At 47.3% G+C, this 15868-nt stretch carries 14 protein-coding genes; 6 read left to right on the top strand and 8 right to left on the bottom strand.

Translation table 11 applies throughout. The features are described from left to right. Positions 1-24: 24 nt before the first annotated feature. From E6W40_RS25640 to E6W40_RS29630, 5 genes are all read right to left on the bottom strand, one after another. Positions 25-2103 carry a peptidoglycan D,D-transpeptidase FtsI family protein gene (locus E6W40_RS25640; protein ID WP_425464962.1) on the bottom strand — a complete coding sequence of 693 codons (2079 nt, stop codon included), beginning with the start codon at positions 2101-2103 and terminating at the stop codon, positions 25-27. 152 nt (positions 2104-2255) lie between these two features. Then, the gene (locus tag E6W40_RS25645) at positions 2256-4310 is read right to left on the bottom strand and encodes a peptidoglycan D,D-transpeptidase FtsI family protein (protein ID WP_136608898.1); all 2055 of its coding nucleotides are present in this window, start codon (positions 4308-4310) and stop codon (positions 2256-2258) included. A 349-nt stretch (positions 4311-4659) separates the two neighbouring features. Then, positions 4660-5625: a helix-turn-helix transcriptional regulator gene (locus tag E6W40_RS25650; RefSeq protein WP_136608462.1), complete on the bottom strand. Its 966-nt coding sequence runs from the start codon at positions 5623-5625 to the stop codon at positions 4660-4662. A gap of 168 nt (positions 5626-5793) precedes the next feature. Next, on the bottom strand, positions 5794-6492 hold the full coding sequence (locus E6W40_RS25655) for a hypothetical protein (protein ID WP_168929053.1): 699 nt from the start codon (positions 6490-6492) through the stop codon (positions 5794-5796). A 408-nt stretch (positions 6493-6900) separates the two neighbouring features. Next, complete coding sequence (locus tag E6W40_RS29630; protein WP_168929054.1) at positions 6901-7059, bottom strand: hypothetical protein; 159 nt, start codon at positions 7057-7059, stop codon at positions 6901-6903. Between the two features lie 281 nt (positions 7060-7340). On the opposite strand from E6W40_RS29630, the gene E6W40_RS25660 reads away from it, so the two are divergent. The 3 genes from E6W40_RS25660 to E6W40_RS25670 all read left to right on the top strand — a co-directional run bounded on the left by E6W40_RS25660 (position 7341) and on the right by E6W40_RS25670 (position 9859). Next, positions 7341-7787 carry a hypothetical protein gene (locus E6W40_RS25660; protein WP_136608464.1) on the top strand — a complete coding sequence of 149 codons (447 nt, stop codon included), beginning with the start codon at positions 7341-7343 and terminating at the stop codon, positions 7785-7787. A gap of 37 nt (positions 7788-7824) precedes the next feature. Beyond that, positions 7825-8526, top strand: coding sequence for an AIM24 family protein (locus E6W40_RS25665; RefSeq protein WP_136608465.1), 702 nt, complete (start codon positions 7825-7827; stop codon positions 8524-8526). A gap of 67 nt (positions 8527-8593) precedes the next feature. Further along, a complete protein-coding gene (locus E6W40_RS25670) occupies positions 8594-9859 on the top strand; it encodes an MFS transporter (RefSeq protein ID WP_136608466.1) in 1266 nt (421 codons plus the stop codon). A 96-nt stretch (positions 9860-9955) separates the two neighbouring features. Here E6W40_RS25670 and E6W40_RS25675 read toward each other — a convergent pair whose 3' ends face one another. Both E6W40_RS25675 and E6W40_RS25680 read right to left on the bottom strand, forming a co-directional pair. Further along, on the bottom strand, positions 9956-10807 hold the full coding sequence (locus tag E6W40_RS25675) for an EcsC family protein (protein WP_136608467.1): 852 nt from the start codon (positions 10805-10807) through the stop codon (positions 9956-9958). A gap of 113 nt (positions 10808-10920) precedes the next feature. Then, positions 10921-11376, bottom strand: coding sequence for an Lrp/AsnC family transcriptional regulator (locus tag E6W40_RS25680; protein ID WP_136608468.1), 456 nt, complete (start codon positions 11374-11376; stop codon positions 10921-10923). Positions 11377-11620: 244 nt separating this feature from the next. Here E6W40_RS25680 and E6W40_RS25685 point away from each other — a divergent pair, with 244 nt between their 5' ends. Further along, on the top strand, positions 11621-12454 hold the full coding sequence (locus E6W40_RS25685) for a sulfite exporter TauE/SafE family protein (RefSeq protein WP_136608469.1): 834 nt from the start codon (positions 11621-11623) through the stop codon (positions 12452-12454). Beyond that, positions 12451-12810, top strand: a complete 360-nt coding sequence (locus E6W40_RS25690; RefSeq protein WP_136608470.1) for a DUF1634 domain-containing protein — start codon at positions 12451-12453, stop codon at positions 12808-12810. The genes E6W40_RS25685 and E6W40_RS25690 overlap by 4 nt, the downstream gene beginning before the upstream one ends. A gap of 74 nt (positions 12811-12884) precedes the next feature. Here the strand turns inward: E6W40_RS25690 and E6W40_RS25695 are convergent, their stop codons facing one another. Next, positions 12885-14426 carry a potassium/proton antiporter gene (locus E6W40_RS25695; RefSeq protein WP_136608471.1) on the bottom strand — a complete coding sequence of 514 codons (1542 nt, stop codon included), beginning with the start codon at positions 14424-14426 and terminating at the stop codon, positions 12885-12887. Between the two features lie 302 nt (positions 14427-14728). Here E6W40_RS25695 and E6W40_RS25700 point away from each other — a divergent pair, with 302 nt between their 5' ends. Continuing rightward, positions 14729-15868 carry a GNAT family N-acetyltransferase gene (locus tag E6W40_RS25700; RefSeq protein WP_168929056.1) on the top strand — a complete coding sequence of 380 codons (1140 nt, stop codon included), beginning with the start codon at positions 14729-14731 and terminating at the stop codon, positions 15866-15868.

The following is a 15868-nucleotide window of genomic DNA, read 5'->3' on the forward strand; positions in this document are numbered from 1 at the left end:
TCTGTATATGATAAAGCATAAATGTTAATGATTGCTGGTTGTTTGATTGTTCGTCGTATCGGTTCCATTGGCGTTATTGTCCGGATTGCCTTTTGGAACCCCGTCCAGTCCATAGACTTTGTCGTACGCATCAAATATTTTCCTGGCAATCGGCGCGGCACTTTGCGAGCCAAAGCCGCCTTCCGGAATCATAACGGCTACAGCCAGCACCGGATTATCCCGAGGTGCATAGGCGATAAATACGCCGTTATCCACGAGCTGATGACCGACCTGCTGCGTCGATGTACCGGTCTTCCGAGCAAAGGCATAAGGAAAATCTCCGAATGCTGATACTTCACTCTTCATTCCGCGCCGGATTTCATTCCAATAGGATTTGGGGAAATCCGCGGTATTGAGGACTTCCGGCTTAAAGGTTTTAACGATGTTACCCTTCTCATCGGTAATCTTGCTGACCAGCTGCGGTTTCAACCGCTTACCCTCATTAGCAAGCATCGCTGTATATTGCGCCAGCTGAAGGGTCGTATATTTCCCCTGCTGGCCGAATGAAGCATAGGCCATTGCAGATTGCGTACTACCTGCCTGCTTAACGTTCGTGTACTCCTTGCGCCCCTTCCACTCACCCGGAAGACCGCTGCCTGTCAGGACGCCAAGCCCGAACTCGGTCATGTAATCGTCCCAAACACCGATGCTTTTGTCTTTATACTTGTCATAAAGCTTTTTACCGATCATATCGACCATAAACGCATTGGAGGATTTCTCGATCGCCCGTGCAGGATCCATACCTCCGTATACATGTCCCGAAGAGTTTTGGACACGGGTCTGATGTCCTTCCTTACCAAAATAAGCTGCGCCTTTATCCTGATAATAGGTATTGGTTGTAATCAAACCTTCCTTCAAACCAAGCAGCACGCTGAGCGGCTTTTGGGTCGAACCAAGCAGAACAACAGACTCCGGATGGTCACCCTTTTTACCCGGATTAAACGAACGGATGGTGCCATTCATATAAATGTTTTGTATCTTTTTCCAGTTATCCGGTGTTACGCTGCCAGTCTGCCATACGTTCGTATCGTAATCCGGCATGCTGGCCATGGCTACGATATTGCCTGTCTTGACCTCCATCGCGACGGCAAAGCCGGTGGTGGCATCGCGATGCGTTCTGCCGGATACCGGATGGGTGTGAAGCCAGTTCAACTGCTCGGTAATAGCCTGCTCTGTGGATACCTGAATTTCCTTATTAATCGTCGAGTAGATGTTATCGCCTTTTACTGGTGGTACGATTTCATCCACGCCCTCCGGCATATTTCGCGGATTGATAGGCACCTTCTTGTAGCCGTTCTTGCCGCGAAGCTCGTCCTGATACATCAGTTCAAGCCCGTCAAACCCGACGAATTCAGGCTCCGTATACACAAGTCCCGGATCAGTCGTAACATCGCCGCTGCGCTGCTCTTCATCGATACCCTTGTACTTGCTCAGAGTCTTCGAGCCGCTGAATGTACGAATATATCCAATGGTTTGGACTGCAACGGTGTCCGGATCGTAATGGCGGACGCTCTCTTCTTCGATGGCGATGCCCGGGAAATCTGACTTATGCTCACTGAAATATGCAATTTCTTTGTCCGTAAGGTCCATTTTAATCCGGCGCGGAGAATAGCCAGCGTATTTTTTGTAATCCAAATCCATGGCGTCGATAATATCCTGTTTGGTCATTTTCTCCGCATCTGGATTCCCGTATTTATCAAACACCTCCAGAAGCCGCTGCGCAATTCCCTCAGCTTCGGGGCGGTTTTTACTACCATTTTTTTCACTATAATCCTTCATTAATGTGATATAAAGCGATTGTGTTGGTGTCGAATATGCTAGTTTTACACCTGCCGCATCAAAAATAGTTCCCCGTATTGGAGGAAGCGGTACGTCTTTGACAATATTACTGGATTCCTTCTCCGTCAGGGTTGGTCCCTCAACAAACTGAAGGATGGCCAGTCTGATAATAATGACACAGAAGATCATAAAAGTGCTGAAGAAGAACAAGTTGATTCTTAAATTCAAATTCCCCTTCTTTTTCGTTTCTTCCTGCTCCGGATGGTCCGGTGTGTATTCGCCCACCGGCTCCCCCCCTTTCTAACTAAAATAACATTGATTATTTTAGCATACATGAGGGGTGCTCGGCATCTTTCGCTATGATTCGACCTATGTTTGAACAAAACAAAGCGGCAGACCAGGAGCAATTTCCCCATCTGCCGCTATAATCGTCTCTCTTATTGCTGTTTATTGGAAGCTTCCTTCGCCTTCTCTTCCTCTGCTTTCTTGTCCTGCAGCGGCTTTTTCGGAACGCCGTCCAAACCGTACACTTGATCATAAGCATCGAACATTTTACGGGCAACAGGCGCGGCGCTGTATGCCCCGAATCCGCCTTCCGGAATGACAACGGCAACAGCCATTTTTGGATTATTGCGCGGTGCATAGGCTATAAACACCCCGTTATCCCGGTTAACCCCATTTACCTGCTGCTGGGAAGTACCCGTTTTTCTCGCGTAATCATAAGGAAATCCGTCAAAGGCCCCGTTAACGTTCGTGTTCATTCCTTTTTTAATGAGTTTCCAAAAGGATGCATCCAATTTAACTGTATTCAGAACTTCCCGTTTGGTTGTTTTTATCACCTTGCCGCTGGGGTCCGTAATTTTGCTGACGATTTGCGGCTTAATCCTCGCACCTTCATTCGCAAGCGTGGCAGTATACTGTGCCAACTGCAGCGGCGTATATTTGCCCCCTTGGCCAAAGGATGCATAAACAAGCGCAGCTTGGGCACTTCCGACTGATTTGGGAATACGATCGGCCGTTCCATATTCCTTTCGGCCCAGCCACTCATTAGGCAGGTCAACCCCTGTTGACACACCCAATCCGAATTCCTCCATGTACTTATTCCATACCGTGATACCCTTTTTACCAAACTTGCTATACAACGCGTTGCCGACCTTATCTACCATAAAAACATTCGATGAATGCTCAATGGCATCCGCGGGTGTCCGGAAATAGCCGTACGCGTGATTCTGGGAGTTATGTACAGCCTTTTGCTCCTTACCGAAATACGTGACACCTGTATCATTATAAGGAGTGGTCGTTGTAAAGAGTTTCTCATTCAATCCGACGAGTACGCTCAGCGGTTTGATCGTCGAGCCGAGCAGAACTCCTGAATCCAGCCCATGCTTCGACTTGCCGGAGCTAATCGGGGTAATGGCCCCGTTCTGATAAGTTGAATTGAGCTTATCAAAGTCCGCATTCGAAGCAGACCCTTTTTTCCATATGTTTGTATCGTAATCCGGTATGCTTGCCATGGCTACGATGTTGCCTGTGTCCACTTCCATGGCTACCGCATAGCCCGTCACGGCTTCGGGATGAGTCTGCCCGGATACCGGATGGGAATGCAGCCAAACGAGCTGATCCTTGATCGCCTGCTCCGTCTGCAATTGAACATCTTTGTTGATGGTCAGCCACACATCATTTCCCTTGACTGGAGGGATGATGTCCACAATCTCTTCCGGAATGTTGGCTGAGCTTACAGAGGTCACTTTGTAGCCGTTCTTTCCTCTCAGCTCTTTCTGGAATGATTCCTCAACGCCGTCAAAACCGACAATTTCGTCTTTCGTATATATTTCCCCGGGATTGGTGTCATCCGCACTATTTTGCCTTGCCTCGTCATAATCCTTCAAAATTTCCGTCCGTTTAAAAGATTTGACATAACCGACGGTCTGTACGGCAACGGTTTCCGGGTCATATTGACGCGTCGTCTCCTCGATAATCTCAATGCCCGGAAAATCAGATTTATGCTCCATAAAATATTGAATTTCTTTTTTGTTCAGATCCGACTTGATGCGGCGAGGTCTATATCCTTTATCCAGCTTGGATTCAAGATCCATCGCTTCGATGATTTCATCCTTTGTCAGAGGTCTGCTTTTGTCATCCCCGAACTGCTTGAAGGCATCTGCCATCTGTGCCGCCATTTTGTCTGCTTCAGGACGATTCTTCTTCCCTTTTTCCGTTGTCTTGTTGTAATCCTTCATTAACGTAATATAAAGTGACTCCACAGGATTTGAATATGCCAGCTTGACTCCTGCAGCATCGCGGATGTTTCCACGATCAGGAGGAAGAGGTATGTTTTTTGTATTCTGGCTGGCTTCTTTCACCGTCAAGCTGGGCGCTTCGACAAACTGCAGAACGGCCAAACGGACAATGACGACGCAAAAAATGATAAACGTGCTGAAGAAAAACATATTAATTCTCAGGTTTAGGCTGTTTTTGTTCTCGGCTTCCATTTCCTCCGGCGATTTTCCAGACAAGAAAAATCTCAAAATCCATTCCCCGTTTCCTCGAATATCCAATATTTAGAGAAACTTCTTATAAATATTAACACGAAAACCCATTATAAGGAAAATCATTTCCCGGGCTATAACCGTCATTTTGAAGTAGAAACTAGGAAAAGGTTATCGATAATTAATTTGGGAGGGAGAAAGCCGATGCAATGGAGGAGAGAAGCAATGAACCGGCCCAGGTAGATTGGATGATACATAAGTCAGCCAGAAACGCGGACCGGCATAGCGGCTGTAAAAAATATGCAGGCCCACTTCTCTGGTGAGTTGATGTAATAAAGTGAAAAATCGCCGTTCACCCATACACCGCAAGCCATTCTTTTAATTGGCGTTTCATCATTTCGCGATAATGAACAGGTTCAATAATTTCTGCTTCGGACCCATATTGGGACAGCCAGCTCATGAATTCACGGACATCAGAAACCTTCAGGCTAATGACTAGACTTCCATCATGCTCAGTCAGTTCCGCAAACGGCAATATAAATTCCTTTTCTTTGTAATTCGGAATGACCGCAGAGGAGAGCCTAACCTTGAATGCAACTGGTTCTTCTTCTTTTCCACGAAAATGTTCATGCCACTCTTGCTGTATATGGGTATGTACTTTGATGAAGCAATCATCCAACACTACGACCCGTTCAAAATGATTCAGGCGGTATGTATGTACTTCCCCCGTATTATGGTTTCGCCCGACCAGATAAAATCGGCGCTGCCACGGAATCAGGAGGTAGGGATCTATTTTACCGTAAAGAAGCTCATTTCGTTCTGGAATGTAATATTCAGCCTGAATGATTTGATGAGACAGGGTTGCCTGCAAAATCGGTATCAGATACTGGGACTGTTCCCCTGCGGATGATCCCTTGGCGGTTTTTCCCGGTTTGTGATGATCACTTTCCTGAAGCTCAGTTTCTATTCGATCGATGCTCTGTTTATGATGTGCAGCCATTACCTTTTCATAGGCGCCTTCGAATCCTTCGGGCAGCAGAGGTTTGACTTGATTCATGACCTGAGCAAGAGTCCGAAATGCATGAACTTCTTCCTCCGTCCAATCGAATGGATATAAAGCAAATCTGCCGATAAATTGATACCCTTTTCCATATCCAAGATGGGTGATAGGTATATGCATGGCGCTTAAGGCTTCCATATCACGGTAAATGGTACGTTCACTGGTTGTGCATCTTTCTGCCAGTTCCCTTGCCAGTATCCCCGGTTTAGCTTGAACAAGTGTAATGATGCGCATTAATCGAATTAGTCTGTCGGTCATGTGGATTCTCCTAGCTCATATAGTAAATTAGACTCACTTAGAGTTGCGTGATGTAGTCCATTCGACTTGTAGCAAAGCGAATCCTGCCTAAAAAACCCAGTTCTGTTTGCTTCTCTAGACTTATGTCTCAGGCTGATTTCTTCAAAGATGCGAAAATAAGCGAACATATTAACCGTTTTTTATTTTTAGAACCTTGCGATTTTGATAGGTGCTCACATAGTGCTCGCTCAGCTGGTATAACATATCCGCTTCTTCAAGCAATCGGCCATCCGTAAAACGCGCAGCTTCAATTAACAGCTCATCCCCTTTTCGACGCAGCAGCCACTCTCCACGGTCAATTTCCCCGTATTCGAATAAATGAATGGCCTCCTTCAGAACACTCTGGGTTTCCAGAAGCTTCACATGCTTTCGTACATGGAAATCTTCCGGCTGCTGTAATAGCCCTGTATGGTAGGTATAGTTCATATATAATTCCTTTACAGGAAGTTCCTTAATGCGTTCTTTATTCTTTTCTTTGAATTTCCATTGAGCTGACAAAACGCCATGCATGCCAGCATTTTGAGGTTCCAGAGCAAGTTCGATGGCTATAAACTGCTTCACACCATCATACAGATGACCGAGAGGAATCATGAGTGACTGACCCAGGTTTTTCATTGCCTTCGCTCCATGGACATGGATTAAAGAGACTTGCGGTTCAAACCATAAATGCAGCTGCACATCTTGGGCGATCAGTTTGGGTGTACTTCTCTTTCTTGAAGGACGAAAGTTTCCCCCATACCATTCAACCAACAAAATGACTTTATTGGAGCCGCTTGCAAAGATGTGGCTGCGGTTCCATGTAAAATTTTCCTGAATACCTGACTGCATGGACTTCACCCCTTTTCTTGTCATCTTTATATCGTACCAATATGGGCTGACAGCATACTGTCACGGAACATATGTTCGTACAATATATTTCTATCATTTTAGCATATTTACGACACGCTTGAGAAATCTCATTTATTCTTTTAGCCTTAATTCCCCCCATCCTTGTCAAAATGCGCAAAAAGACCTAAACAAAGCCCAGCACGAAGCCACTTATAGTATATAAGAACTACACATAAATAAATGTCGAAATATGTAACAAACACATGAAAATAAACGTTATATTTTAGTTAGGCATAAATAGGCTTTTCATTATCTGTATCACATGACGACAATATACTGCAAAAAAAACCCGAAAGTCCTGATGGACTACGGGTTTTTATCGCCTGGTTATGATATTATGATACAAAATCAGCTGACCGCTGCTTCGGCATCCGATCCTGCTGGTTTGACGGCTAATTCATTTGTAAAAACCGGTGCATAGGTTATTTTGTCAATCCAGATTTCTCTGCCTAAGGGCTTACCGTTCACAGTAATCAGCATTTTTTTGTATTGTTGTTCTTTTTCCATTTCAATCTTCTCCTTTTAACATTGCATAGCATGTGCTGCAGTCCCTCATACCGGCCTCAGCCTGATCTATGGTTATTTGTGTATTTTTAATAGTTATATTCTCAGCAAATGAAATAAGAGTGGCGAATCTAGCGGCTACTTACTAGATATACCCGTTCAGGGCAGTTCCTAAACTTTGAATCATTTACAAATATACAATCCGTATAATAATCAACTCCATGTGTTTTGGGGTAATGTAGGTTACCAGGCATGTTCCATACTATGCGGCAGGTGGTGAAAATATGAAAAAAAACAAGAAACTTCATAAAATATCATCACTCCGAACGATCAGTATGCTTTTTTTAGTGATATGGGGACCGCTGCTCGTCGGCACTTCCGCCCACGCGAATTATTTTCATGACTTCTACAATGGCGTGGAAAAGTTCTCTGATCTTCCGGGTGAGGTTAATCAGCTTAAGGAGAGTTATCAGGAGACGCTGGATGAGCTTGACCAGGCGAAGCAAAATGCCAAGGCATTCGAGGAGCAAAACGTTCAGCTTGTGGAGCAGAACCGTCAGCTGGCTGAAACAGTCAATCAATTGAAGGAAGTTAACGAGCTTAAGGACGCCAAAGCGCGTAAATTCAAAATCATGCTCATTACCGTGATTCTCCTTGTTATAGGGTATTTTGTCCTGATCCGCGTTTTACGTTTCGCCATGCGTCGCTCCAACCGGAGAACACGGCTATAGCTTTTCACACACTCACCTCTAAAAGGAGGAAACCTTGTTGAATATCAGAATCCGGGAATCCGGAGGAGGGAATGGACAGGCCGTTGACTTCTCGCTTGGTGAAGGGGAAACCATGCATATTCTCCATCCCGAGCAAGTCATCGCTTACCGCGGTCCTTCCGATGGCCGCAGCGACCGTTTCATGAATGTTAAAGGAATGTATCGAAAAAAAAGACTGATTCAGGCGGATATGAGCGGTCCCTGCCAGTTTACCGCTGCACTGCCTCCCGGATTTACCATTAAAACCGTGGAGCTCCAGGAATACAGCGATCTTCTCTACGACTTCCGCAATCTATTTTTTTACAGTACAGGAATTCAAATGCATACCCGGATACTTCACATTAAAAATATGCTGATTACCAAAGATGCGGTAAAGATGAAGTTCTCTGGTTCTGGAACGATCGGCCTGCTAACGGAAGGAGCGGTTTATGAATCGGAGCTCCATCCTTCCGAGCCGCTGTATGTCGATGCAGGCAGCCTCGTTGCTTATCCCGAAAATGCCAAGCTCGAATTAACCGTCTACGGCAATACACTGGCCAGCCAGCATATGAACTATCACTGGAAAATGACCGGAAATGGCACGGTGCTGTTTCATGCCGGGCAACAGACCAGCCGCCTGCAGAAAGAAATGGAACAAGAAGGCCTGCTGAAAAGAATTTTGCGCGAAGTGATCCCTTTTGGAGGCGTCATTATCAAGTAAGGGTATACGCATACCCTTTTTCTGTCATATAATCTCTTTATCCATTTGATGAGAGCAGGAGGTTTATATGTCAGTTCCTACAGTAAATAGCGCCGCACCGCAAAAAGGACGGCAGCCGCTAGCCGGTTCAGATGCTAGTGCTACCGTCTTCCGCATACTGATCGCAATCAGTCTTGTTCATCTGTTCAACGATTCGATCCAGTCGGTTATTCCAGCCATTTTCCCCATTCTGAGATCTTCCATGCACTTAAACTATACGCAGATTGGGTGGATATCCTTCGCTATAAATTTCACATCTTCCATTATGCAGCCCGTTGTCGGCTGGTTCGCAGACCGCAAGCCGACTCCGGCTATTCTGCCGGTCGGCATGGGCTTCACCTTTACAGGCATGCTTTTACTGGCCTTCGCCGATACATACCCGGCTGTGCTGCTGGCCGTCGTATTCGTCGGTCTCGGGTCGGCGGCTTTCCATCCGGAAGGCTCCAGAGTATCGCATATGGCTTCGGGCACACGCAGAGGACTGGCCCAGTCCATCTTCCAAGTAGGAGGAAACGCGGGTCAATCGCTGGCGCCGATGCTAACCATGTGGATCTTCATCCCGCTCGGTTTGTTTGGAGCCATCTGGTTCACTCTCGTAGCCGGAGCAGGCATTGCCGTTCAAATTTACGTTGCCAGATGGTATGGCCGGAAGCTGCAAAGCGGCGCACATGTGAAGAAAAAGGCAGCCGCACGCCAGCTGAAGCCTGAGGTACGCACGAAGGTCCGGTTTGCCATTGTGATGCTTATCGTGCTGGTCTTTGTCCGGTCTTGGTACAGCTCCTCCATCAGCACTTTCTTTCCGTTCTATTTGATTGATCATTATGGTTTAAGCGTCAATGACGCCCAGATCTTTATCTTCCTATTTCTTGGTGCGGGTGCAGTCGGCACCTTCTTCGGCGGGCCACTCGCAGACCGTTTCGGCAAGCGTAATATTATTTTCGGTTCCATGGTGCTTGCAGCTCCGCTCGCCCTGCTGCTGCCCCATGTCGGTTTGTGGGGGGCAGGCATTCTGCTGGCCCTGATCGGATTGATCGTCTTTTCCAGCTTTTCCGTTACTGTGGTATATGCCCAAATGCTCTTCCCCGGTAAAATCGGAACCGTATCCGGCCTCATCACAGGGCTGGCCTTCGGGCTTGGTGGTCTCGGAGCTCTTGTTCTCGGCAAATGGATCGATATGGTTGGTGTCAACACCGTGATGACTCTATGCAGCTTCCTGCCAATTCTCGGTATTCTAACCTTCCTGCTTCCTTCAGATAAGCTTCTGAATCAATGGTCCAGCCAAAGCGAGGAATAAAAAAAACCGAATCAAACCTAACAGAGCAAAACCCTTCCGGTCTCTTCGGCGAAATAAGTTTACCGAAGAACCAGAAGGGCCTTTTTAATGCTTTTCTTATTTGAGTCTTGCAAGGATTCTCCGTTTCCGGTAGAGCATCTTCCCTGCTTCCGCAACATCCTCAATCGTCCCCTTATTGCTGATGGAACCAAACAGAATACCTGCGACCGGCACCAGCTGAAACAGCTTTTTCCAGCCAAAGCTGTCCCTGTATGTCTGAACGACCTCACGCCAGCCCTGGATTTGGGAAAATACCTGCTGCGCATGATCTTCCTGCTCAAATTGGGCAAGCTCTTCCAGCACCGCCTTCTTACCTACAATATCGGCGGAAGCGAACTGCAGACATTTCACGATAAATACCCGCTCCTGTTCCGATCTTGGATCATATCCATAGCACAAAGCCATCTCCTGCAACACTTTAAGCGACAAGCCAAGTACCATCGGAATATCCGCAGCGAGCGTAAACACTCCTCCAACACCAGTGGTTGCACCCTGAGCAGCGGCAAACTTGACGCGGCGGCTTGTCAGCTCCTCTGCCGTTCTGTCCATAACCTCAAGCGGCAAATTCGCGGCTTCTTCAAGCGTAAGCTCAGCCTTTTCCCCATTGAGTTCCCGCTCCTCCGTCAGCTTGGCAGCACCGTTTTGCGAATGAATCCAGGCGGCCTGAAGCAGCTTCAACACGCTCTTTTGCTGAACCAGATACTGTCCACCAGTCTGCAGAAATCGCCCTAGTTCCCCCAGCGCATCCCCTATTTTGTCACGTATCCGCTTTGGGGTCAGTCGGTCCAGCAGCATAAACGGCAGACGACTGAGCTTTTCCCAAAACCACACCTGCTTCTGATCCTTCTCCCAAGCTTCAATTTTCTTAAGCTCTTCCGCTAAATATGCGGTCTCTTCCGTTGCAGCCATCAGAACACTCCTTTAATCAGAACCTGTTTTGGCCGGGTAATGTCTTGTTCTGCCCCTCGCGGGTAATGAGCGGCAGGATGGGAAATACTTTTCGAGAGAAAGGAAGCAGGCCATTAGATCAGCAAACCTTCTCTTTCCTTAAACCGTTTGATCAAAAATTCGCTATGAACACTTATGATACCCTGCAGTTCCTGCAGCCGAAGAAGATACCGCTCCACATGCTCCTGATTATCCATCAATGCATGAACATGAAGATGCGGTCCACCGCTCATCTGATACACACTGGTGATCTCCTCATCGGAGAGAAGCTGCTCCGCTACGGTCTCGAGCATACTCCATTCAACATCGATGTTGAAGTAAACCGACAGGCTTTTCCCTGCCTTCAGTGGATTAACACTTACCGTGAATTTATCGATAATCCCCTGCTCCATCAGGTTGTTAACACGTTCCCTGACGGCTGCTCTCGTCAAATTGACAAATCTGCCTAGCTCTGCGTGGCTGAGTCTCCCGTTATCCAGCAAATGTTTTAGAATGAGCTCATCCTTTTCATCCAGTTGATTAAAACGCATATTTTTCTCCCCTTCTCCCGGTCGGATTTTACGCCATCTGGGTGATAAATTCGCAATAGACTTTACAATGTAAATATAAAAATCAAATTTAATGTTCGATTGTATATTAAAAATTATACAATCGTTGTATAATAGACCCGTATTTCGCCCGAGTATCAGGACAGTTCACATATAGTGTACAGGTACCCCTGAGTGTAATGCAATCGGGTAAACTTTTTGGAGAGGAAGGTGTCTTGACTTGATTATGTTCTCACTGCAAATCCTTCTGATCGCCATTTTGGCCGGAATCGTAGGATCAGTGCTCGGACTTGGCGGCGGCATCATCGTCACGCCGGCTTTAACGCTGCTGTTCGGCGTGAGCATCGAGCATGCGATTGGAGCCAGCATTATTTCGGTTATCGCTACTTCAAGCGGATCAGCGATCGCTTACATACGCGACCGCATCACCAATTTGCGTGTGGGTATGTTTCTGGAAATCGCCACGACGATTGGTGCCATAACCGGAGCATTTATCGGTGGTCTCATCGCGCCCAATTTGCTCTATATTATCTTTGGACTTCTGCTCATCTATTCCGCGATCAATATGATCAAGAAAAAGAAAGGCGATCAGCAGGAGCTGGTTGAAATGCATCCCGCAGCAGCAAAGCTGAAGCTCGGAGGAAGCTATTATGACAAGGCCATTCAGCAGCAAATTCCTTACAATGTGGGCAATGTTTATGGAGGCTTCAGCGTGATGTACGGGGCCGGCGTCATATCAGGCCTGCTCGGTATCGGCAGCGGCAGCTTTAAAGTCATGGCTATGGATGTCTTCATGAAGCTTCCTCTTAAGGTATCGACGGCAACCAGCAACTTTATGATGGGTGTAACCGCCGCCGCGAGTGCAGGGGTCTATCTGCTGCGCGGGGACATTGATCCCCACATCGCGGGACCGGTTGCACTGGGTGTTCTGGCCGGGGCAACGATTGGAGCCCAGATTATGCAGCGCATGAAGAGCAAAACCATCCGGAAGCTGTTCATCCCGGTGCTGCTCTATGTAGCCCTCCAAATGATTTATGAAGGGGCGGGATTCGGCAAATGAATGAAAAAAGTGAAATTCAAGACGTTGAACTCGCCGTCAGCCGCTGGCTCCGGGTTGGTGTCATTATCAGTGCAGCGGTTATTGTCCTTGGCCTGATCCTGCTCTTTATTCAAGGCGGCAGCGGATATCCGGAGAACTTTTATCCTCACACCCTGTCCGATATATTTAGCGGTACTGCCCAGCTGAAACCCTACGCCGTCATTACGACCGGATTAATTTTGCTGATTCTTACGCCAGTTCTGCGCGTTGCCATCTCAATATGGGTCTTTGTGCGTGAAGGCGATAAGCTGTATGTTATCATTACCTCCATCGTTCTTATCATTCTGATCATCAGCTTCATACTTGGAAAGGCTTAAGAAAATATCCATAGCAAAGCTTAAACCTAATGAGCCCGGATTCCTTTTTTCACAGGAATAGCCGGGCTTTTTAATTACTTTTCTTCTTTGGTCTCATCCGTCGGCGGCAGAACATTCGTTGCTTCCTCCACAGGCTGCTTCACTTCGTTCAGATGAACGACAGGCAGGGCTGGCGAGGTCAAAATGGTCTTGAGCTGCTTGCGCTTAATTTTGGGACTCAGCATATACAGCGTATCTCCCGCCTCAATCCGCGTGTTCCCGCGCGGGGCAATGATTTGCTCATTCCGGATTATGGCCGTAAACAGGATATCCTCTGGCAGATCGAGCTCCGAAATTTCCTTTCCGGCGATCGCCATTGAGGTATTCACCTCAATATGGTTGATTTCAGATCTGGTTTTCCCTAGAGCAGTGAGCTCCAGCAGTGAGGGATTGGAAGGCTTGAGATCGCCGGCCAGCCCCAATTTCTGGGCAAGCGGGGACACGGTCGCCCCCTGAATAATGGCCGAGGTCAATACGACAAAGAAAACGACATTAAAGAATAGCCGCCCATGCTCCATTTGGGCCAATAATGGATATGTAGCAAGTACGATAGGAACCGCACCGCGCAGTCCTGCCCAAGAGAGCAGAACCTTTTCTCTCATCGAATATTTCATTGCAATGGTACTGATAAAAACGCCGATTGGACGAGCCACAAGCATAAGGATCAGCGATAGAAGAAGACCCGGGCCAATAATAGCCGGCAGCTTATCAGGAAACACGAGGAGACCGAGCAGTACAAACATGACAATCTGCATCATCCAGCCAAAGCCCTGGTTAAAATGCATGATAGACCTGCCATATGCCAGCTCCGAATTCCCCATGACGATTGCTGTCACGTATACGGCAAGCAGGCCGCTGCCGCCAATAATAGAGGTTCCGCTGTATGAAAGCACGGCGAAACCCAATGCCATGACCGGATAAAGTCCGGAGGAATCAAAATTGATTTTGTTAATCACATATACAGACAATCTGCCGATCAGCAGGCCAAGAACAAGACCAATGCCCATCTCCCATATAAATGACAGGATTAATCTGATTATGGAAGAATCCGGATGCTCGAATAACTCGATCAGGGATATCGTCAGGAACATCGCCATGGGATCATTACTTCCTGACTCCGCCTCAAGTGTGGAGGTCAAGCGTTTTTTAATATTTTTGCCGCCAAGTACAGAGAATACGGCTGCGGCATCTGTAGAACCGACAATCGCTCCGAACAAAAAGCCTTCCGTCCAGGATACTCCAAGCACGTATTTGGCAGCAATACCAACAACAAAAGCGGTTAGAAGCACGCCAACTGTGGCGAGTGAAAGAGCCGAGCCTATAACCGGCTTAATATCATCATATTTGGTCTGCATTCCGCCTTCGAACAGAATAACAATCAAAGCAAGAATGCCGACAATTTGGGTTATAAAGGCATTGTCAAAGTAAATAAACCGGTTCAGCACCATCCCGACAACAATAAACAGGACCAGTGCGGGCATTCCGAACCGTGAGGAGAACTTGGTGGTTAAGACGCCAATAAGCAGCAAACCAGCCATTAGTAAAACAAGTGAGTTAATCAATGTGGTAGATTCCAAAAGCCTCGCCTCTTTAGAGTAGAATACATGCCTTATCATTTGAACAATCCATATATATATAACCCTTCCGTGACTCTTTACAAACCCACTGCCTAATAAGAGGAAGACTTTCCATCTTGCAAAAAGAATGCCACCTCAGTACATTTTCCCGCTGGATTCCATTTTATTCCCTTACTCGGGTTGGTTTATCCATGGATTATCAATCCCCACCAGAGCAAGATTCAAAATGGATGATAGCATTTGCTTTCAGCTTCCCTTTATACTGAAAAAGGAATGTGAATGTGTACATGGAGGCGAAACCGATGAACATCCGCAAAGTTTTACCGCATGAGCTTGGAGAGGCTGCCGCCTTATCCGATTTTGTTTTCCGCCAGCCCGATCAGCAGTCCATGGGCAGGTTATTTCCATATTTGTTTAACCCGGGGATCAGCCAATCCTATGGCGCTTTTACAGAGGAGGGGAAAATCGTCGCTTTTATGGGCTTGGTTCCGGAAGTGATCCGGGTGGGAAGTGCCCGGCTTTGCGTATTCGGGCTTGGCTCTGTATGCACGCATCCGGATTACCGCGGTCAGAATCTCGCGAGCAAGCTGCTTGAAGAGTGTATGGAGCATGCCAAACGTTCCGGCGCTTCCCTTGTCTTCGTATCCGGAGACCGTTCCCTGTATATGCGATCCGGATGCCAGTACTTCGGACATGTGCACTCAGCTGCCCTGAATCATTCAACAGCACGATCGCTACAGGCCAGCACAGCGGACGATTGGAACATAAGAAACATGGAGCCTGAAGATATATTTGCTGTGACTGAGCTCTTTGCTTCTGCACAGGTCGGATATGAACAAGGTCCGGCACAGCTGCTCGCTTTGCTTGGTGCAAGTCCGATCCCTGATATTTTCCGTCTGAATCCTCAAGCTCTCGTAGCCATCAAGGATGGAAGAATACAGGCTTTCGCGCTGGCAGCCGTGCATTCCGCGGAAATCCAACATACGACTGCTTCGGAAGAGCCCTCCCGTGCTGTGGAATGGGCAGGCGATGTTCAAGGATGCGCCCGACTGTTTGCTGAAATTTACAACCGATTCCCGTCGAAGCATATGATCCTCCCCATCCCTTGGCAGCAGGAGGAAATGTTAAAAATGCTCCAGGCATCCGGGTCTGAGATGACCGATGGGCGGAACAGCGGAACGGTTTGGATTGCAGATGCTTCAAGTCTGCTGAACCATTGCTCATCTCTTCTGCCTGATTCCTGGGAAAGCATATTCCGCTGCAACGGCAGCCTTGATCAGGAGAGAAGCTATACGATTACTAAGGGAGACCAGGAGCTGCAGCTGGACGACAGCGGACTGCTGTCTCTGCTCTTTGATCCCAAGTCTCCGCATAAACCGATGGCTCCGGAAGGCTTCAAAACGATTCCATTACCGTATTTATCCGGGCTGCATTTCGTGTAA

The sequence above is a fragment of the Paenibacillus dokdonensis genome (assembly GCF_004916975.1).
GTDB lineage: Bacteria > Bacillota > Bacilli > Paenibacillales > Paenibacillaceae > Paenibacillus_AQ > Paenibacillus_AQ dokdonensis.